This window comes from Streptomyces aculeolatus (assembly GCF_020400605.1).
Classification (GTDB): Bacteria; Actinomycetota; Actinomycetes; order Streptomycetales; family Streptomycetaceae; genus Streptomyces; species Streptomyces aculeolatus.
This window is the reverse complement of the sequence record NZ_JAINRD010000036.1, coordinates 29,414-47,923: the sequence shown is the minus strand read 5'-3', so window position 1 is coordinate 47,923 and position 18,510 is coordinate 29,414. Positions and strand designations below refer to the sequence as shown.

18 protein-coding genes and 2 pseudogenes are annotated in these 18,510 nt (G+C 71.4%); 6 read left to right on the top strand and 14 right to left on the bottom strand.

What is annotated here, in order from left to right:
* The first annotated feature begins 107 nt into the window (after positions 1 to 107).
* Entirely contained in the window at positions 108 to 593 is a 486-nt protein-coding gene (locus LG396_RS36610) for an FAD synthase family protein (protein ID WP_018840352.1), read from the top strand.
* Here the strand turns inward: LG396_RS36610 and LG396_RS36605 are convergent.
* Positions 553 to 1,281 carry a CDP-alcohol phosphatidyltransferase family protein gene (locus LG396_RS36605; RefSeq protein ID WP_372483633.1) on the bottom strand — a complete coding sequence of 243 codons (729 nt, stop codon included), beginning with the start codon at positions 1,279 to 1,281 and terminating at the stop codon, positions 553 to 555. The genes LG396_RS36610 and LG396_RS36605 overlap by 41 nt on opposite strands.
* 200 nt (positions 1,282 to 1,481) lie before the next feature.
* On the opposite strand from LG396_RS36605, the gene LG396_RS36600 reads away from it, so the two are divergent.
* Positions 1,482 to 2,465, top strand: coding sequence for an SCO2278 family lipoprotein (locus LG396_RS36600; protein ID WP_037748172.1), 984 nt, complete (start codon positions 1,482 to 1,484; stop codon positions 2,463 to 2,465).
* A gap of 103 nt (positions 2,466 to 2,568) precedes the next feature.
* Here the strand turns inward: LG396_RS36600 and LG396_RS36595 are convergent, their stop codons facing one another.
* Positions 2,569 to 3,312, bottom strand: coding sequence for a bifunctional DNA primase/polymerase (locus LG396_RS36595; RefSeq protein WP_225798011.1), 744 nt, complete (start codon positions 3,310 to 3,312; stop codon positions 2,569 to 2,571).
* A 458-nt stretch (positions 3,313 to 3,770) separates the two neighbouring features.
* Between LG396_RS36595 and ddaH the strand changes: the two genes are divergently transcribed.
* Entirely contained in the window at positions 3,771 to 4,586 is an 816-nt protein-coding gene (ddaH, locus tag LG396_RS36590; protein WP_018840356.1) for a dimethylargininase, read from the top strand.
* 4 nt (positions 4,587 to 4,590) lie between these two features.
* On the opposite strand, the gene LG396_RS36585 is transcribed toward ddaH, so the two are convergent.
* Together LG396_RS36585 and LG396_RS36580 are read right to left on the bottom strand one after the other, a co-directional pair.
* Complete coding sequence (locus LG396_RS36585; RefSeq protein WP_372483634.1) at positions 4,591 to 5,706, bottom strand: small ribosomal subunit Rsm22 family protein; 1,116 nt, start codon at positions 5,704 to 5,706, stop codon at positions 4,591 to 4,593.
* A 191-nt stretch (positions 5,707 to 5,897) separates the two neighbouring features.
* A complete protein-coding gene (locus LG396_RS36580) occupies positions 5,898 to 7,559 on the bottom strand; it encodes a hypothetical protein (protein WP_225798009.1) in 1,662 nt (553 codons plus the stop codon).
* Between the two features lie 140 nt (positions 7,560 to 7,699).
* Here LG396_RS36580 and LG396_RS36575 point away from each other — a divergent pair, with 140 nt between their 5' ends.
* Positions 7,700 to 8,842, top strand: a complete 1,143-nt coding sequence (locus LG396_RS36575; RefSeq protein WP_225798008.1) for a glycosyltransferase — start codon at positions 7,700 to 7,702, stop codon at positions 8,840 to 8,842.
* Between the two features lie 7 nt (positions 8,843 to 8,849).
* On the opposite strand, the gene LG396_RS36570 is transcribed toward LG396_RS36575, so the two are convergent.
* Positions 8,850 to 10,295: a sulfatase family protein gene (locus LG396_RS36570; protein WP_225798007.1), complete on the bottom strand. Its 1,446-nt coding sequence runs from the start codon at positions 10,293 to 10,295 to the stop codon at positions 8,850 to 8,852.
* Positions 10,296 to 10,666: 371 nt separating this feature from the next.
* Between LG396_RS36570 and LG396_RS36565 the strand changes: the two are divergent.
* Positions 10,667 to 11,229, top strand: a pseudogene (locus tag LG396_RS36565) (transposase); the annotation flags it as partial.
* Here the strand turns inward: LG396_RS36565 and LG396_RS36560 are convergent.
* Together LG396_RS36560 and LG396_RS36555 are read right to left on the bottom strand one after the other, a co-directional pair.
* Positions 11,226 to 11,657, bottom strand: a complete 432-nt coding sequence (locus tag LG396_RS36560) for a DUF2690 domain-containing protein (RefSeq protein ID WP_225798006.1) — start codon at positions 11,655 to 11,657, stop codon at positions 11,226 to 11,228. The pseudogene LG396_RS36565 and the gene LG396_RS36560 sit on opposite strands and share 4 nt — an antisense overlap.
* Positions 11,658 to 11,889: 232 nt before the next feature.
* Entirely contained in the window at positions 11,890 to 12,051 is a 162-nt protein-coding gene (locus LG396_RS36555) for a hypothetical protein (protein WP_158697675.1), read from the bottom strand.
* Between the two features lie 282 nt (positions 12,052 to 12,333).
* Here LG396_RS36555 and LG396_RS36550 point away from each other — a divergent pair, with 282 nt between their 5' ends.
* The gene (locus LG396_RS36550; RefSeq protein ID WP_225798005.1) at positions 12,334 to 12,621 is read left to right on the top strand and encodes a DUF4287 domain-containing protein; all 288 of its coding nucleotides are present in this window, start codon (positions 12,334 to 12,336) and stop codon (positions 12,619 to 12,621) included.
* Between the two features lie 94 nt (positions 12,622 to 12,715).
* On the opposite strand, the pseudogene LG396_RS36545 reads toward LG396_RS36550, so the two are convergent.
* From LG396_RS36545 to LG396_RS36515, 7 genes and pseudogenes are all read right to left on the bottom strand, one after another.
* Positions 12,716 to 13,092 (bottom strand): annotated as a pseudogene (locus LG396_RS36545) (IS5/IS1182 family transposase); the annotation flags it as partial.
* A gap of 79 nt (positions 13,093 to 13,171) precedes the next feature.
* Complete coding sequence (locus tag LG396_RS36540; protein ID WP_225798004.1) at positions 13,172 to 13,765, bottom strand: hypothetical protein; 594 nt, start codon at positions 13,763 to 13,765, stop codon at positions 13,172 to 13,174.
* A 130-nt stretch (positions 13,766 to 13,895) separates the two neighbouring features.
* The gene (locus LG396_RS36535) at positions 13,896 to 14,144 is read right to left on the bottom strand and encodes a DUF397 domain-containing protein (RefSeq protein ID WP_225798003.1); all 249 of its coding nucleotides are present in this window, start codon (positions 14,142 to 14,144) and stop codon (positions 13,896 to 13,898) included.
* Positions 14,141 to 14,956, bottom strand: a complete 816-nt coding sequence (locus LG396_RS36530; protein WP_225798002.1) for a helix-turn-helix domain-containing protein — start codon at positions 14,954 to 14,956, stop codon at positions 14,141 to 14,143. Before LG396_RS36530 ends, LG396_RS36535 begins: the two co-directional genes overlap by 4 nt.
* Before the next feature lie 66 nt (positions 14,957 to 15,022).
* Entirely contained in the window at positions 15,023 to 15,865 is an 843-nt protein-coding gene (locus LG396_RS36525) for a glycosyltransferase family 2 protein (RefSeq protein ID WP_037748187.1), read from the bottom strand.
* Between the two features lie 9 nt (positions 15,866 to 15,874).
* Positions 15,875 to 16,330: a hypothetical protein gene (locus tag LG396_RS36520; protein ID WP_225798001.1), complete on the bottom strand. Its 456-nt coding sequence runs from the start codon at positions 16,328 to 16,330 to the stop codon at positions 15,875 to 15,877.
* On the bottom strand, positions 16,330 to 18,453 hold the full coding sequence (locus LG396_RS36515; protein ID WP_225798000.1) for a CBM96 family carbohydrate-binding protein: 2,124 nt from the start codon (positions 18,451 to 18,453) through the stop codon (positions 16,330 to 16,332). Before LG396_RS36515 ends, LG396_RS36520 begins: the two co-directional genes overlap by 1 nt.
* Between the last annotated feature and the right edge of the window lie 57 nt (positions 18,454 to 18,510).

Genomic DNA, 18,510 nt, shown 5'->3' with positions numbered 1-18,510 from the left:
GCCTTCCCGAAGCCCGGCTTGCACCTTATCCGCACCTGCCCGTTATGGTTGACACTCCTGGCGCGCTGGGGGTTGCGCACATATCAGGGGGAATCTTGGGGGGTGCCGTGGCGCACACGGTCGGCTATGCACCGGGGGTCTACGACCTCTTTCACGTCGGACACCTGAACATCCTCAGGCACGCCCGCAGTCGCTGCGACTACCTCGTGGCGGGCGTGGTCTCCGACGAGATGGCGCAGTTGGCGAAGGGCCGCGCCCCGGTCGTGCCGCTGGTCGAGCGGCTGGAGATCGTCCGCAGCATCCGGCACGTGGACGCCGCGTTCGTCGAGACCGTGCCGGACAAACTGGAGACCTGGCAGCAGGTCCGGTTCGACGTGATCTTCAAGGGCGACGACTGGCGGGGCACGCCCAAGGGGGACAAGCTCGAGGCCGACTTCAGGACGGTGGGCGTGGAAGTGGTCTATTTCCCGTACACCGTGCACACGTCGAGCACGCAGCTGCGCCGCGCACTCGACGCCCTCTCCGGCCGGGCCCCGCGCGCCGACGCCCCCCTCAGCCCGCCGCAGACAGCTCCCGGAACCATTTCGCCGTAAAGGCGACCAGGAACAGCGCCGCCGCCGCGGCCAGCGCCGTATAGCCGGCGAGGAACGCGCGCTCGCTGCCCAGCAGCAGGAACACCACGCAGAAGACGCCGTAGTCCACGGGCAGCAGCGCCACCGCCCGCAGCCGCGAGGGCGGCGGGGCGGGCGCGGGGCCGGCGCCGGGTGCGGATCCCGGGGCGGGCTTCGGCTTGAGCTTGTCGGCCAGCAGCCCGCCGCAGAAGATCAGCACCGCGGCGAGCTGGAAGCCGAGCGGCAGCAGCAGCCAGGCGTCCGAGCCGAGGTCGAAGAAGCGGTAGAAGGAGACGAGGACGGCGGCATGCACGGCGGTGACCTTCGCGCAGTCGACGAAGTGGTCCAGCCACTCGCCGGCCGCGCTCGACTCCCGGCGCAGCCGCGCCAGCTGGCCGTCGGCCGAGTCGAGGGCGAAGCCGACGACGAGCAGCGCGTACACCGCGACGGCCAGTGCCCAGCCGGGGCGCACCAGCGCGACGCAGGCGATCCCGCTGCCGGTGAACGCCGCGCTGAGCAGCGTCACATGGTTCGGCCGCAGCCCCAGGACGTACGCGCCCGCCGCGAACACCCGCCCCAGCGGCCGGTTGACGTAGCGCGAGTAGAGCGAGACGCCCTTCGCCGTTTTCTGAGCTTTGCGCAACTCGCTCAGTGCTGCCCCGAATGTCATGCGCAGCATGATGATCGCTCGGACCCGTCCCGGGGAAGGGTTTTGGCCCTCCGGAGACGAATGAGAGCCGAATCACTGCCCGGCGCACCGCCCGTTCACCGCCCGCGGGGGCGGATCCGGTCCCGCTCCGGTGAGCCGCCGCGGAACCGGTAAGGTGACGCCGTTCCCAGCCCCTCGCGCAGGAGTCGGAGAAAAAGATCATGCCGATACGCCGCTTCCGGGTGACCGTCGCCGCGGTGCCGTTGCTGGCGGCGCTGCTGCTGACGCTCACGGGCTGCGTCACGGTCCACGGCGAGGAGGTGCTCCAGCCGGCCGTGCAGAAGGGCGAGGCGGACCGCGTCCTCGACCGGTTCGGGAAGCTGAACAACAAGGCCAACGAGGACTACGACCTCGACGTCAACTCCCGGATCGAGGCCGGCGGGCTCCGCGAGATCGACCAGGCGGGCCTGAAGGTGCGCAAGGAGGACTACCCGGAGGGCAACCCCGACTACGAGCCGCTGGAGTTCAGCGACACCAACTACCTGATCCCCCAGCAGCGCGGCTGGCCGCGGTGGTTCGTCGCCGACACCCTCACCAACCGCAACGAGCTGCGCTGGTTCCTGGTCTTCGTCAAGGAGGGGCCGGAGTCGAGCTGGCACGCCACCCACCTGTCGCTGCTGGACGACTCCGAGGCGGCCGCCATCGGGGAGTTCGCCGAGGACGAGGACGGGCACGTCCGCCGCGTGCCGCTGGGCGCGTCCGCGGGGCTGGCCGTCGCGCCCGCGGAGCTGGGGAAGACGTACGCCGCGTATCTGAAGGACGGCTCCGGCGACGACTTCGCGCCGGGGCAGCACACGTCCGAGCGGGTCGGCTCGCGCGAGCAGTACCGGCGCACGCCCGAGTACGTCACGCAGTACGTCGACGAGGCCACCCCCGAGTACCCGCCGGTCGCGCTGCGGCTGGCGGACGGCGGGGCGCTGGTGATGTTCAGCACCCGGCACTTCGTCAAGCAGACGGTGGCAGAGGGCCGCGAGGTCGAGGTGCCGTCGGCGGCGAAGCCCCTGATGACGGGCACGGCGAAGAAGTCGCTGACGATGGAGCGGGTCTCGCAGCAGGCGGTGGTGGTGCCGCCGCGCGACGACAAGGGCGACGGGATCGTCTTCTACAACCGCCTGGAAGGTGTGGTGGGCGCCGAGGGGAGCTGACCGGCGAAGCCGGGCGCGGGCCTACAGGCCCTCAAGCCCGGTGTGCGCCCTCGGTCCGGCGTGCGCCGTCGGCCCCGCGCGCGGGCCGGCCCGGCACCGGGCCTCAGCTCAGCGGCCAGGCCGCCTCGCGCTCCCGCTCCGCGCCCGCGTACGCCGCGCACGCATCCGTCAGCGCCTCCAGCAGCGTCAGCGGGTCCGGCAGCGGGTGCTCGGGTCCGCGCAGCCAGGTCACGCCCTCGTCACCCGGCAGCCGCGCCGGAGGCACCAGCACGTAGCTGCCGCGGCAGTGCCAGCGCAGCCCCGGGTGCTCGTCCATGGTCTCCGGGCGGCAGTCCAGCTCGCACGGCCACCACTCGTCCTCGTCCTCCGGCGTGCCGCGGGTGGAGGTGAAGAAGAGCATCCGCCCCGGCCCCGGCGCCTCCGGGCTGACCGCCACGGGCCCGACCGCGACACCCTCCGCCTCCAGCCGGGCCAGCGCCCGCGCGCCCGCCTCCATCGGCACGTCCAGTACGTCGTGGCTGCGGCCCGTGGCGGTGACGAAGTTGGCCTCCGGCTGTGCGGCGAGCCACCGCTCGATGCGCTGCGCGTCGGCGCTGGCCTGCGTCTGCCAGGCGAAGGAGACGGGATGGCGGCCGGGGGAGGGACAGCCGATGCGGTCGCAGGAGCAGCCGTAGCCCTCCGGGTACGCGGCGGGCGCCAGCGGCAGGCCCGCGTCGGCGGCGGCGAGCAGCAGTTCCCTGCGCTCCGCGGCGGCCGCCTGCAGGCGCTCCGCCGCGGCGGCACTGCCGCGCGTCCGGCCGCGGCGGGTGCCGGGAAGCCACTGCGGAAGCCTGCGTGCCCGTGCCATGCGTCCCCTCACCTCGGCCGTCGTCCCTGGGGACCCGATCCCCGTGCTGCCACCGGAAACGGGTGCTGTAGGCCGATACTGTGCCACGGTATGCCATCCGGTCCGCGAGCCGCCCTGCGGTACCGAGGCGTCCGGTTCCGCCCCGGCGGCCGGTCGCCTTCCGGCCCGTACGCCCGGACCTGCGCGGATACGCCCCCTCACGCGCTACGGGGACGCCGCCCGCCCGGCGCCGTATGCGATGAAACCGTGACCACCGCTCACCTGTGCGTATCGCGCTAAATACACCTTTGGCGGGCCGCATTCCCCGTACGCGCTCCCGCGCCCCGCGGCGCGACCCCGGCCACCCGTGCCGCACTACTGCGCGCGCGGGTGTTCACCAGGCACCATTCGGTTACGTGCGTCGGCGCGCGCGATCCGCGGGCCGGCGCTTGGACGTCAGCAGTGAGGAGCCCTCGTTGTTGCGCACAGCCTCGGCGCGCCGGTACCTGATGTGCCCACCGGCACACTTCGCCGTCACGTACTCCATCAACCCGTGGATGGATCCCGCCAAACCCGTCGACCTCCAGCTCGCGATCGCGCAGTGGGAGGACCTGGTCGCCCGGCAGCGCTCCCTCGGCCACACCGTGGAGCTGCTGGAGCCCGACCCCGCCCTGCCGGACATGGTCTTCGCCGCCAACGGCGCGCTCGTCGTCGACGGCCGCGTGCTGGGCGCGCGCTTCGCGTACCCGCAGCGCAGCGGCGAGGCCACCGCCCAGCGCCGCTGGTTCCGCAAGCACGGCTTCGCCGACTACCACCTGCCGGAGCACGTCAACGAGGGCGAGGGCGACTTCGCCGTCACCCGCTCCTGGATCCTCGCGGGCCGCGGCTTCCGCAGCAGCCCCGAGTCGCACGCCGAGGCGCAGGAGTACCTGGGCCGCCCGGTCGTCGGCCTCGACCTGGTCGACCCCCGCTTCTACCACCTCGACACCGCGCTGTGCGTCCTGGACGACTCCACCGACGCCGACGTCATGTACTACCCGGCCGCGTTCTCCCCGGGCAGCCGCGACGTCCTCGCCCGGCTCTTCCCCGACGCCGTCCTGGCGGGGGAGGAGGACGCGCTCGCCCTGGGCCTCAACGCCGTCAGCGACGGCCGCCACGTGCTGCTGCCGCAGGCGGCGGCCGGGCTGGTCGCGCCGCTGCGGGCGCGCGGCTTCGAACCGATCCCGATGGATCTGACGGAGCTGCTCAAGGGCGGCGGCAGCGTGAAGTGCTGCACGCTGGAGCTGCGCGACTGACCCGCTACGCCCCGGCGCCCCCGGCGTGGCCGTCGTCCTGCGGCGGCGGCCACGCATCGCCCCACCGCACGTCCCGGGCGGCGCGGTAGCGCGGGCCCTGCCGCTTGGACACGGTCGTACGGGCCAGCCCCTCGCCGGCCGTGCACAGCTCCAGCAGCACCAGGCCCTTGCGCAGCTGCGGATGCCGTACGACGCGGGCGGCGGCCGGCGCCGCGGCCCCCGTCCCGGCGGTCCCTCCGGGCCGTACCGCCGCGACGTACGAGAACTTCTCGTCCTCGTGCCCCAGCTCGCCGCCCTTGACCCGGCGGTGCAGCGCGGAGCGCTGCACGCGGGCGGCGAAGTGGCACCAGTCGGCGGTCCCCTCCATCGGGCACGCCGCGCTGTGCGGGCACGGCGCCAGCACCTCGAACCCGGCTTCCACGAGCTGCTGCCGGGCCGCGAGCACCCGCCGGTAGCCGTCCGGCGTCCCCGGCTCCACGACGACGACGGCGCCGCGTGCCCCGCGGGCCGCTTCCGCGACGACCTCGCGCCGGACGTCCTCGGACAGCTCCCCGAGCACGTACGAAACGGTGACGAGCCCGGCCGGCGCCCATGCGGAACCTGCCGTACCGTCTGCCGAGCCGACCCCTGGGCCGTGTGCCGAGCCGGCCGTGGGGCCGCCCGCCGAGGCGTCCGCCGGGCGGCCACCGGAGCCGCCCGGCTGCCGGTGCCGGGTGTCGTCCGCCGGCTGGTTCCGGACCCGCCCGGTGCCCGTCCGGGCGGCACCGAGCGCCTCGCGGCGCCACTGCGCGGCGCGTACCGCGGGCGCGGAGGCACCGGCGGCCAGCTCGCGGCCGAGCGCCAGCGCGGGCTCGGCGCGATCGAGGACGACGGTCGGGCGCGGCCCGCCTTCCGGCCAGACGGCTGCCGCCGCCCAGACGGCGGCGCCGGTCCCGCCGCCGACGTCGAGGTGGCTGTCCGGCGCCCAGCCGGGCGCGGCGTCGGCCAGCGCGCCCAGGGCGGCCCGCACGGCCTGGAACGTGGCGGGCATGCGGTACGCGGCGTACGCCGCCACGTCGTCCCGGTCGCGCAGCGCGGGGGCGGGGCCGTCGCCGCGGTAGCCGGCGATGAGCCGCTCCACGGCCGCTCCCGCCCGCCGCGTGCCGACCCCTGCCAACTGCCGTCCGAGCGCGCCCCGAAGATCATCCTCGACATCCACGCCCCGAGCCTACGGCCCGCCGCACCCCGCCGGAACGCGGCACCGGACCCCGCCGGTGGAACGGGTCACCCCGCCCCCCGGTCCGCCCTCCCGCCGCTCCCGCCGGAAGGCGGTCAGTGCAGCCGCTTGTGCTCCTCCGGCCGGAACGTCGTCACCAGCGCCAGACACAGCACCGCGATCCCGATCCGCCCCGTGGCCTGGAGCAGCGGCCCCCGCAGCAGGATGAACGAGTACCCCGCGATCAGCGGGACGACCGTCGCCATCACGTTCCCCGGATCCCGCGACATGTGCCCCGACTCGGCGAACCTCCGGTCCGTACGCGCCGCCGCGTACCCCACCAGCAGCAGCCCGCCCGCCATGCCCAGCGGCCCGAAGTCCAGCCACAGCTCCGTCCACAGCGGCGAGGACAGGTTGACGTTCGTCATCCCCATCCACGTGCCCACCTTGACGCCGGAGTCGAGCTGCTTGTCCTCCCACACCGAGCGGGGCACGAAGAAGAACGCCGACGACGCCAGCTGCTTGCCGTACGTGTGGCCCGTGCCGGAGTCGACGTAGGAGATGGTGTTCGCGAACATCACCGTCTGGTCGTAGTCCTTCATCACCAGCGGCTCCAGCACCGAGCCCGACTGCGTCTGCTTCCGCCCGCCCTCGTCGTAGCGGAACTTGTCCGCGAACGGGAAGAGCAGCACCGCCGCCGCCACGCCCCCGGCGAGGGCCGCCCGGTACACCACGGGGCTGCGGGGGAAGGCGGTGAAGAGCAGGGCGAAGGCGACCGTGAGGAACCAGTACCGCGGGTTGGAGATCGGGTTGTTGACGATCGCGTTGATGAGGACCAGCCCCGCCCACGGCAGCACCACGGACGGCTGCCGCCTGGCCCGCCGCGACATCACCAGCCAGCGCGTCAGCATCAGCAGCGCCAGCAGCGCGGGCACCGTGCCGAAGCCGCGCAGGAACGCCGAGCCGACCTGCGAGTCCGACGTGCCGCCGCCGGTCAGCTCGTCGCTGATCGCCTGGCGGCTGCCGAAGAACGGCGCCGGGCCGCCGAAGGACACGATGAGCAGGGCGCTGCCGGCGTACGCGAGGATCACCAGCAGGTACAGGCGGCGCTTGTTGACCGAGGCGACCGGCCGCGGCCGGCTCAGCCGCGCCTCCGAGGCGTGCCGCGACAGCAGCGCGCCGACGTCGAAGGCGACGAAGCCGGCGAGCACCAGGGCCACCGCCATGGTGAAGTCGCCGCGGGTGCCGACCACGGGGGTCGGGGTCTGCTCCAGCACGATCTGCGCGAGCGGGGCGACGCCCATCGCGACGTAGCAGAAGAGCCAGACCGTGCCCTGGATGAGCCGCCGCCGGGTGGTGAGGATCATCGCGGAGAGGCGGGCGCCCGCGTAGCACGTGGTGGCGAGCTGGAGCCAGAACACCGCGTCGCGGACGTCCGGCTGGGAGCGGCCGGCGACGGCCAGGGGCAGGACGAAGACGAGGGCGACGACGAGCGGGACGGCGAGCGCGCGGGAGAGCACGGCGCGCGGGGCGGGGCTCTTCGGGATGACGAAGGGGGCGAACGGCCGCCGGATCCGGGCACCGGCGGCGCGGCGGTCGGTGCCGCGGGGAACGTCACCCGGGACATCGCCGTCGCCGGAGCTCTCGGCCGACGCCCGCGCCCGGCGGGCGGCCTTGGCGGCGAGCGGCGCCATCCGGATCTGCACGGTCTCGTCGAGCGGCACCCGGCCCGCGCCGTCGCCCCCGCCGGACCGCGGCCCGTCCGTTTGGTCCGTCATCGCCTGAACTGCCCCCGCCCCGTATCGCCCTGAATAGCCGTCCCGCAACCGAAGACAGTCTAAATAGGCTCGGGGTTGTGCGGCGGGTAGGCTCCGGGAACATACGTACGGTGCCGGGGGGTGCCGAGGAGGGGACCGTCTTGCGAGTTCTGCATGTCGTCACGCTGCACACGCCCACGAACGACTTCGGCGGGCCCACGCGCGTCGCGCTCAACCTGTCCAAGGGGCTGCGGGCCCGGGGCGTCGACTCGCGCATCGCCACCCTCGGCGACGGCTTCGACGGACCACTGCCCCGCGACATCGACGGCGTGCCCACCTTCATGTACCAGGCCAAGCACGTGCTGCCGCGCTTCGAGGTGAGCGGAATCACCTCGCCCGCGCTGCTGGCGCGCGCCCGCCGCCTCGTCCGCTCCGCGGACGTCGTGCACGTCCACCTCATGCGGGACCTCATCACGCTGCCGTTCGCGCTCATCGCGCAGCAGGCCGGGGTGCCCGTGGTGCTGCAGACCCACGGCATGATCGACCCCACCGAGAAGCCGGTCGCCCGCGCCGTCGACGTGCTCGGGCTGCGCCGCGCGCTGCGCAAGGCGGACGCGACGCTGTACCTCACGGAGTTCGAGCACGGCGAGATCCAGGCGGTCATCCCGGACACGCCGCTGAACCGCCCGCGCCGCCTCGTCAACGGCGTACTGCCGCAGGAGCGCAGGCCGGCGCGGACCTCGGGGCCGCCGACGATCGTGTACGTCGCGCGGGTGCAGGAGCGCAAGCGGCCGGAGGACTTCATCCGGGCGATCCCCGTGGTGCTGGCGAAGTACCCGGACGCCCGCTTCGTCCTCGCCGGACCCGACACCGGCGCGCTGGCCGAGCCGATGATGCGGCTGGCCGCCGAACTCGGGGTCGCCGACTCGGTGTCGTACGTCGGCTCCCTCACCCCCGACGAGGTCCTGGCCCAGCACCGCACCGCCGACGTCTACGTTCTCCCATCGGTTGTCGAGCCGTTCCCGGTCTCGGTCCTGGAGGCTCTGTCGGTCGGCGTCCCGGTCGTGATCACCCGCACCTGCGGCCTCGGCCCCGACGTCGCGGAGGCCGGCGCGGGCCGCGTCCTCGACAGCCGCGCCGACCAGGACAACGGCCCCCTGGTCGGCCAGGCCGTACTGGAGTTGCTGGACCCGGCGGCCAACGAGGAGGCGTCGCAGGCGGCTTGGGGCCTGATCAACGACCGCTTCGCGATCGACGGCGTGGTGGACACCCTCCTGAACGTCTACGACGAGGTCCGGCGCTGAGGCGGCGTCACCCGTAGTACTCGACGTTGTCCCAGAAACCGGTCCGTGGGTCGACGGCGCGCGGGTCGCCGTTGTGGCGCATCCAGTTCCGCAACTGCTTCCGGAGCCGGGCCTTCACCGCGGCACGTCCGGGATGGTCCGCGAGGTTCTCCAGGCTGTGCGGGTCGGATGCAAGGTCGTAGAGTTCCTCCTCCGGCCGCTTGCCGGTGGCCAGTTGGAAGGCCCTGGCGAATTCCGGTTCGTGCCGGTTCTCCAGGAGCTGTGTCTTGGTGGGCCCCGCGTCGATGTCGCCGAAGATCCCCTGCAGGCCCAGGTCGAAGTCCGGGTCGCCGGCGGGCCAGCGCTCCGGGAAGAAGTTGCGTATATACAGCCACCTGTCCGTCCGCAGTGCACGGACGGGGTACGCGAGGTTCCCCTCCCGGGCGCGGGCGTGCCGCTCGCGCTCGATGACGACGAACTCGCGCGGGGCGGCCGTGCCCGAGAGGGCCGGCACCAGCGACTGCCCGGTCATCGCCGGCGGTGCGGGTATCCCGGCGGCGTGGAGGAAGGTGGGAGCGAGATCGCTCAGCACCGTCAGGCGGTCGATCACGGTCCCGGGCCTTGCCCGGCCCGGCCAGCGGATCGCGAGCGGCACGCGGGTGCCGGCGTCGTAGGTGTTGGCCTTGGCCCGCGGCCAGGGCCAGCCGTGGTCTCCGGTCATCACCACGATCGTGTTCCCGGCGAGCCCTCGCTCGTCCAGGAGCCGCAGGGCGTCGCCGACTTCGCGGTCGAAGCGCCGCACCTCGGCGAGGTAGTTGACGATGTCGGCGCGGACCTCCGGCGTGTCCGGGAGATACGGCGGGACGTCCACGGCGGCCGGGTCGATGCCGGACTGCTCGCCGAGCTCGGGGTCGTACGGCCGGTGTGGATCGGAGGAACCGAGCCAGAAGCAGAACGGTGTCCGCTCCGGCTGCTGTCGGAGGAACTCGTCGAATGACGGGAAGCCCGGCCCCGCCGGGTCGTGCGGCCACTCCGGGGACACACCCGGGCCGTAGCCCTTGCGCATCCGGCCGATGCGGTATCCCGCCTGCCCGAGGAGGTCGGGGTACACGTCGAACGTGGCCGGGAGCTCGGACCACAGGTTCGCTCCCGCCCCGAGGCGGTGCGGTGCCTGGCCGGTGAGGATCGCGTTCCGTGACGGCGTACACGAGGGGGCCGCGCAGAAGGCGCGCGTGAACAGCGCGCCTTCCGCGGCGAGCCGGTCGAACGTCGGCGTCCCCGCGGCCCGGGAACCGTAGGCGCCGGCGTCCGGGTAGCCCCAGTCGTCCGCGATCGCGAACAGGATGTTGACCGGTCGGTCCGGCTCGCCGCCTGCCGCCCGGGCCGGTGTGCCCAGCGCCAGCGCACCGGCGACCCCGCTGATCAGCATCGTGCGCCTGCGCACGTCATGGCCGTTCGGGCGTCCTGGACTCATCGATGGCCTCCGCTCCGGTCGTCCTCCGCCGTCGACCACGACGTGAGCGCACCGTTCCCTCGCCGGAGCGGCTGGTCGTCCGGTGCGGGCCGCACACCGTCCTGGGCCGCAGGAGCGGCGAGTCCGACGTCTCTCACGTGAACCTCGCCAGCCCCAGCGTGCCCTCAACCGGTCTGAGGAAACATGCCCACCCGGCCGAATCCGGGAGTGAGAACACCGGCGCCGGGCGAATCACGGACCTCTTCCGGAGCATCGCGCCGCCTTCCTCCCCGTTCGTCCGGCGGTGGAGATCTCGGCGAACTCGGCAATGACCCCGCTGCTGAGGGAAGCGAACGACACCAGGCGGGAAACCCCATACGACCCGGTGCCCGATGTCGTACTCGGTGGGCATGACCATCACCGAGCAGATCCCTCAGACGGTGCTGAAGATCCCCGCATCGGCGTGGACACCGGCCGTCGAACCCGGCGGCCAGCTCCGTGACAGTGCCTGGGCCGCCGAACTCGCCGGAGATGTGCTGGGACGGCCGGCCCCAGGGCATGCGGCTGACCTGCTTCGCCACCAACACCGCCCACGCCCCGATCGCTGAGCTGGAGCTGCGCCACCGCCAGCGGGCCCGCGCTGAGGACCGCATCCGCGCCGCCCGCGCCACCGGCCTTACCAACCTGTCTCTCCACGACACCAGGCAGAACCAGGTCTGGCTGGAGATCGTCCAGCTCCCCCTCGACCTGCTGGCCTGGATGCCGATGCCGGCCCTGACCGGCCCCGCCCGGCTGTGGGAACCCAAGCGCCTGAGGTTGCGGTTGTTCTCCGCCGCCCCCCCCACTCGTCTCCGCGGGCCGACGCCGCATCCTCCGCCTCGCGAAGCACCCACCCCGGACGACCGAAACGGCCCGCCAGAGAATCCGACGGACCGTCACGAAAGATCGAGGCTAATACTTGTCCGTGCAAGCGTCGGGCCCGCAGGCCCAGGCGGTCAGGCCCGCGTCGTTCACCATGGCCGTGTACGCGGACGTGGCGGGGTAGGTGGGGCTATTCCCGTACGTCGCCCCGGAGCTGTTGTGGATGTACACGTAGGTGTACTCGTTGACGTTGCTGATGCGCCCCCACGCCGCCCGGCAGGTCGGGCTGTACCGCAGTTCCAGCTTCCTGGTGAGGCCGGGGCCGGAGTACACGGTGTAAGGAGAGAAGGCGTCGGCAGCGCACCCGGTCCTCTCCGGGTCCAGCCCCGTGCAGGAATTCGCGTAGCAGGTGGCCGCGGACCGCTCGGCCTGACCGTCGTCCTGCGCGGAGGCAGACGGGGCCACCGCCAAAGCGGCCAGCGTCACGCCGGAAAGCGCCAGAGCACCGAATAATCTGCTCATCAGACTCCCTTCACTCGGATGGTGCGTCGGTAGCCGAGGTATACCGCCACCGGTCCGGGACGGGTCCCGGAACCACCGGACGCCTTCGTCCGGCTCTGATCCTGTGCGGCGCGCACGACTGCGACCCCCTGCGCCGCGGACACGCAGGCCGCAGCCAAGCGCCGGGCCGCCGGCCGCTGCCCGCCTCCACGACGGCCAGGAAGTCCGCACGCTGAACGCTCAATGTGTTTACTCACGAGCGTGCTGATTCCTGACGATTGAGCTGGGCCATCAGCTCGCGGTTCGCGGCGCGGGCGGCGGCCAGGTCGTCGTCGCACTCCTTCGCGGCCTGGGCCAGGGCGGTGAGCACGCGTTGGCGCCGTCGTCCGGTGTCGGCTCTGCGGCCCTCGATCATCGCCTGGACGGTTGGGTCGGGTGCAGTAATGCGGGTCGCTCCGGTCGGAGGTCGGGCAGGGGAACGAATGATCATGCGAGGGTCGTCCACGTACCCGGCGAATCCACAAGCGGCGAGCGTCTACGCCACGTCGTTCGGGGCCGGATCCACGAGAAGCAGATCCGGATCACCGCAAGGCGAGCGATGAGTTCTGGATGCGGGAGCGGTCTACAGATTCAGACCGCCGGCAGACCCTCCCTGGCGGTGGCCAAGCTGGAAGTACACCGACGGGAAAGGGAGAGCATGTCCTTTCAGGCATACCTGGACACCATCGAGGACAAGACCGGGCTGACGCCGCGTGCGTTCATCGCCCTCGCACAAGAGCGCGGCTTCGACGAGCCGGCCACGAAGGCGGGAACGATCCTGCAGTGGCTCAAGGAAGACTACGGCCTGGGCCGCGGACACGGGATGGCGCTCGTGCACGTCATCAAGAAGGGCGCGAAGATCGACGCCAAGCACGTCGGAACCAACGGCTCACACCGCGACGAGTCAGACACCCTGTGGCTCGACGGCAAGCACACTCGCCCCTGACCCCGGCACGGAACACTGCCACCAACTGGTGAGGGAAACGCCCAGAGCGCCGCGGGGCACCTCCCCAGTACAGGGCCAGAGGTTAAAGAACAAGCTAAAGCAATGAGCTGAGTTGTCGGTGGGGTGATGAGGCAGCAGGCGAGTTTGAGGATCGCTTCGTGGATGTCTGCCCTGCGTTCCCAGCGGATGCGCAGGCGTCGGAAGCCGTGAAGCCGGGCTAGACGTCGTGGTCGTATCCGCGGTCGGCGAACGGCGAATCGGGTTTGCGACGGGGACGGCCGACCCGCCCGCGTACCTGCGGGATCATGTCGAGTGGCGGCAGGAGCTGGGTGACGTCGTTGCGGTGGCCGCCGGTCGCCCTGACGTGGGAGGAGTCGACCACGCAGCGCGACCAGTCCGGACGGCCTCGTTCCAGTCCCGCAGCCGACGCCAGCAGGTCATACCCGAGACGAAGCCCAGTTCCTGCGGCAGGCCCAGCCGCGCCCGCTGGGGCGTCGCAGCAGGCTTGGCAGCTCACGAGTCCTTGCCAAGCTCCGCACGTGCCCGGGTTTCATCCGACGCGGTGGGCCGTCCAGTACGCGCTCGTCTCGGTCTTCGTGTCGCCTTTGGAGGCAGGACTCTGGTACGCCGTCATGGCCTGCCACTGGTCGACATTCGCCTCACCGGGCCAGGGCGACTCGACCGACAGCGGATTTTTGCTGATCGGATCCTTCTTGTCCTGGTGTTCGTAGTAGACCCTGAGCGGTATGCCCTTGAAGTCCCGCTGCTTCCGCGCCGACCACTGGAGCTTGAGCGTGTCCGAGATCATGGCCCCGGAGATCGGTCCCGACAGGATCGTGAGCTGCTGCTCGGTCTCATAGCCCACGCGCATGAGCCGGCCGAACTCGCCGATGCTGCCGAGCGCGATTCCCACCGGGCCGAGACCGCCGAGCACTTCCTGCCCCTTTTCCCTCACGTACTCAATGATCGTGTTCATGCGACCGACGTCCACGATTAACTCGTAGGCGACGGCGGCCTGTCCGCTGACCTCCCCGTCCTCACCCACGGTGAAGGTGAAGTCCCCGTGCGCGGTGTATCCCGCGCCGAACAGGTCGTTGAACCGCATGTTCTTCGAGAACGTCCGCCCTGCCCACTGCTCTGCCACGACTTTCCCCCAGCTGTCCACTCAGGCTCTGACACTCGGTTCATGCCTGCATAGCAGCGGGCACCCCGCGTGTCAGCGGTGAGATCCGTGACGATTTCGTGCCCGAACAGTGAGCGTGGGTCCGGCGGGCTCAGGCGTGGGGGGTGGTGGTGTGGGTGAGGAAGGCGGACCAGGCTTCGGGGGTGAAGCAGAGGTGGGGGCCGTGGGGGTCCTTGGAGTCGCGGACGTGGACGGCGCCGGGGACGGGGGCGACCTCGACGCATTCGCCGCCTTCGCTGTTGCTGTAGCTGGACTTGCGCCAGGCGACGGCTACTTCGATGCACTCGCCGCCTTCGTCGTTGCTGTAGCTGGACTTGAACCAGTCGAGCCTGTTCATCATCGCTCCTCCAGCAGCTGCGTAATGAGCCGTACGGAGTCTCCGGGGCACAGGGCCTCGCCCGCGATCATGTCACGGCGGCGCATCGCGATATTGACCCTCTCCACATCAGCGTAGAGCACCCCGCCTGCCTGGCTTTCAGCGTAGACGAGGTGCTCGTGCTCAGGCGTTTCGAGGATGACCAGCGGGCCCCGGAGGCCGGGGTGGAGGCCGCGATCAGATGGCATCACGTGCACGGTGGCGTTGCGCTGCTCGGCGACATCCAGCAGTCGGCGCAACTGCCGTTCGTGCGCCTCCTCACTGCTGAAGCGGCGGCGCAGTACTGCCTCCTCGACGACGAAGCTGAACGAGCGGCTCCCGATCGCCAGCAGTGCTTGCCGCTCCAGACGTGCCTTCACCCGCTCTTCGAACGTCTCCGCATCAAGCGGAGGCACGAACGCAGACAGAACCGCGCGGACGTACTCCTCCGTCTGCAACAGGCCTGGAACGTAGTGGGGCTGGTAGAAGCTCAGAGCGACAGCCTCGGCCTCGTACGCCATGTACTCCTGCGAGTACGACGCGAACTTCTCCGGCTGCAAGTACCCCAGTGCCGCCACCAACATCCCCTGCGCATCGCACATCTCATCCGCCACCTGCAACAACCGCGGCGTCGGACGGCGACGACCCTGCTCCATCATCTTCACCGTGTCGTAGGCGTACCCCGCCTCCGTCGCCAGCTCCTCCCGGCTCACACCGGCCCGCGTCCGCCACCGCTTCGTCTGGTTGCCGCAGTACCGCCACTGCACCGGCGGCTGGGAGTTCTCAAGCGTCGTCACCGCGTTCACCTCACCCCTCGCCTCTCTACGCACAGTAGCGAGCCGGGGTCACTCCGTGAGGGGAAACTACGCGCTTTCCTCCCGGGTCTTGAGCCCGATCTGCCAGCGGTAGAAGCTCATCGCCAGCGCGTAGTCCAGACCCGCGCGGCCGTCGAGGAAGCCGCGTTTGTACACGTAGGCGTACGCGAACGACACCAGCGGCTTCAGCGGGGCCTTGTGAAAGAGCTGGCCCTGGCGGGTCTTCGCCTGGCGGATCTCCTCGCGGACCTCCGGGTGGAGTTCCAGCCACGCCTCCCAGTCCGAGTAGCGGTTGTGCCGCTCGAACCACGTGCGTACCGGGTCCAGGTCCTCGTGCTCGATCGTCGCGTTCAGCCGCACCACCGGGCCGTCCGCGAGCGGCTGGTAGTGGCCCTCCTGCTCGCCCATGCCCGGCGCGTCAAGGTCGCCCAACTCCGGGAAGCGGACGCGGGTGCGGTCCATCAGTGCGCGTTTGACGATGGTGTAGCCGTGCCGGAGGCGCTTGCCCGCGAACCAGTAGCCCAGCGGGATGTCGAACGCCGCCGGGGCCACCTTGCGCGTGCCGTCGGCCGCCACCGGGTCGAAGATGCGGTGCAGTTCGGTGATCAGCTCCGGACTCGGGGTCTCGTCGCCGTCGATGAACAGCATCCAGTCCAGCTCGGGGTGGATGTGGTCCAGGCACCACTGCTTCTTCTTCGGGTACTTGCCGTCCCAGGTGTACGGGACGACCTCGGCGCCCTGGTCCGCCGCGAGGGCGCGGGTGTCGTCCGTGCTGTCCGAGTCGACCACCACCACGGCCTCGAAGTGGTCGATGACGGACCGCACCGTCGTCGCGATGTTCTCGGCCTCGTTCTTGGTCGGTATCGCGACGACGATGGGCAGTCTCTTCAAGACGGACTCCTACAGCAGGTCTTCGTACTGGGGGCACAGGGTGCGGATCGCGTCCTCGGCGTTGGCGATGTCACCGGAGCGGATGGCCTCCCGGGCCAGCTTCTCGTCGGTCGCCGCCGCGCTCTCGATCTTGGCGCAGGCCTCCTCGCCCGCCTCCAGGATCGCCGCCGGGTCCACACCCTCGGGCACCCGGTCCTTCAGGTACGTCTTCTCCTTCTCGGAGAACTCGCCCTCGGCGGGCTCCAGGTCCTCCTCCGGCACCTTCTCGGTGTCGTCGGCCTTCTCCTCGTCCACCGGGCCCGGGTCCTTGGGGGCGCGGTCGCCGTCCTGCTGGGACGCCGACGGCTTGGCGGCCGCGTCGTCACCGTCGTCGTCGCCCCCGCTGCAGCCCGCCAGGGCCAGGGCGAGGACGGCGGCCGCCGCCGCCAGCGCCGTGCGCGGCCCTCGTGCCGTACGGGCGCGCATCAGCCCGCTCCGAACGTCAGCGTCAGCTTCGGGGCGTACGAGGTCTCGCGCGCCCGCACCCACCAGGCGTCGGTGCCGTCGCTGGTCAGCGCCACGTCCAGGGTGTCGCCCAGCGAACCGGCGAGCTGGGCGGCGGACAGCGACGCGGTGTAGTCGGTGTCCAGTTCCGTCGCGCCGGTGAACGTGCCCAGCACCGTGGACGACAGCTCCGGCCGGCCCGCGTACGTCACCTCCGACTCCGACCAGGCGCCGGTGACCGGCTGCACGCTGATCGTGTCCGGGGTGCCGGCGCTGGCGTCGTTGGTGGTGCGCAGCGTCAGCTTCGCGGACTTCAGCGTCATGCCGCTCGGCGCCTGGGGCAGCGAGAACCGCAGGTAGCTGAGGTACGGGGAGGTCTTCCTGACCAGGAGCTGGTTGTGCGAGCCGTAGTTGGTGCTCGTCGCGGAGCCGTTGACGTAGGCGTCGGCGGTCGCGGTGCGCTCGACCGTGGTCTCCGCCGGCGTGCCCGGCGTGGTCACCGTCACCGCCGCGGACTTGGCGGTGGTGTTGCCGACGGCGTCGCTCGCCGTGATCTGGTAGCTGTACGACGTGCCGGGCTTGACCGTGCTGTCGGTGAAGGTGCCCTGCGGCAGCGTCCAGAAGTTGGAGTCCAGGGTCGGCTTGGTCGCCAGTGCCTCGCCGTTGCGGTAGATCGTGTACGTCAGCTTGCTGTCGTCGCGGTCCCAGCCGGCCTTCCAGCGCAGCCGCACGCCGCCGTCGACGTTCGCCGCCGTCACGCCGGTGGCGCCGGCGACGGGCTTGCGGGAGTCAGGGGTGTTGGCGAAGCGGACCAGGCCCTGCTGGAGCTTGTTGCCGTTGGACTGGATCCGGGTGAACTCGCCGCCGATCCACATGTAGTCCTTGCCGCCGCTGGACGAGGTGACCATCACGCGCGGACCGATCTGCTCGGTGCCGGACGGGCCGTCGTCGGTGTCGGGGAACCAGGACAGCAGCGGCTTGGGGTTGTCCACGGACTCGGCCAGCATGTGCTGGCGCTCGTTCAGCTCGGGGAACTGGCCCATGCTGCTGCAGTTGTGCGCGTGCGAGACGCTGTACAGCACGTCCTTGTAGACGGTGACGTCCTGGGTGGCGCCCAGGCAGGTGTCGCGCCAGCGCTGGGTGAAGCTGCTGTTGAGGTTCATCGCGAGGCGGCCGTCGAAGACGCCGCCGCCGTGGCCCTCGTGCGCGGTGTAGATGCCGGACTCGTCGATGTAGATGCCCTTGACGAGGGAGTTCCAGTGCAGTTCGTACGGGTTGTTCGTGTTGTTGCTGACGCCCTTGAAGGCCCGTACGGTCGCGCCCGTGTCGGCGCGGACGACGCCCAGGCCGTGCACGCTGCTGTCGCCGTTGAGCCCGTTGAAGTCGCCGCCGACGACCACGTGCTGGCCGTTCGGGGTCTCCTCGATGACGCGGCCGGCCCGGTCCGGGCCCGCGTTGGCCTTCCAGGAGTTCAGCGCGCCGGTGGTCGCGTTGAGGGCGGCGAACTTCACCCGGCTCTCGCCGCGGACGGTCTTGAAGTCGCCGGCCATGTACAGCCGGCCGCTCGCCGCGGCGTCCAGCCCGTAGACGCGGGCGGAGACGGCGCCGGCGTTGAAGCCGGTCTTCACGGAGCACGAGGCGATGTCGATGGCCGCGACGCGGCTGCGCGAGACGCCGTTGACGGAGCCGAACTCGCCGCCCGCGTAGAGCGTCTTGCCGTCGGGGGAGACGGTCAGCGCGCGGACGGTGGCGGTGCCGGAGCCGATGGTGAAGTTCAGCTTGCAGCTCGTCGGCTCGCCGGTCGCCGCGTTGAACGCCGCGAAGTTCGCCACCTTCGTCTCGCTGGTGCCGGCCGCCGCGCCGGGCGGGCGGATGGCGGAGAACGTACCGCCCGCGAAGACCACGCCGTTCGACTCGGCCATGGACCACACCACGCCGTTGGTCTGCCAGGTCGCCAGGTCGTCGGCGGTCATCGCGACCGGCGGCGTCACCGCCTCGGCCTCGGGCGAGGAGTACGTGACGCCGACCGTCACGAGCGTCCCGGTCACCACCGCCACGGCGACGCCGAGTGCGCCCCACTTCCGCGTTCTTCTGTGCTTGTGCATGTGCCCCCCTGGGCCGTCGTCCCCTGCGGCCGCGCGTCGCGAGTCCGGGGAGAGAAT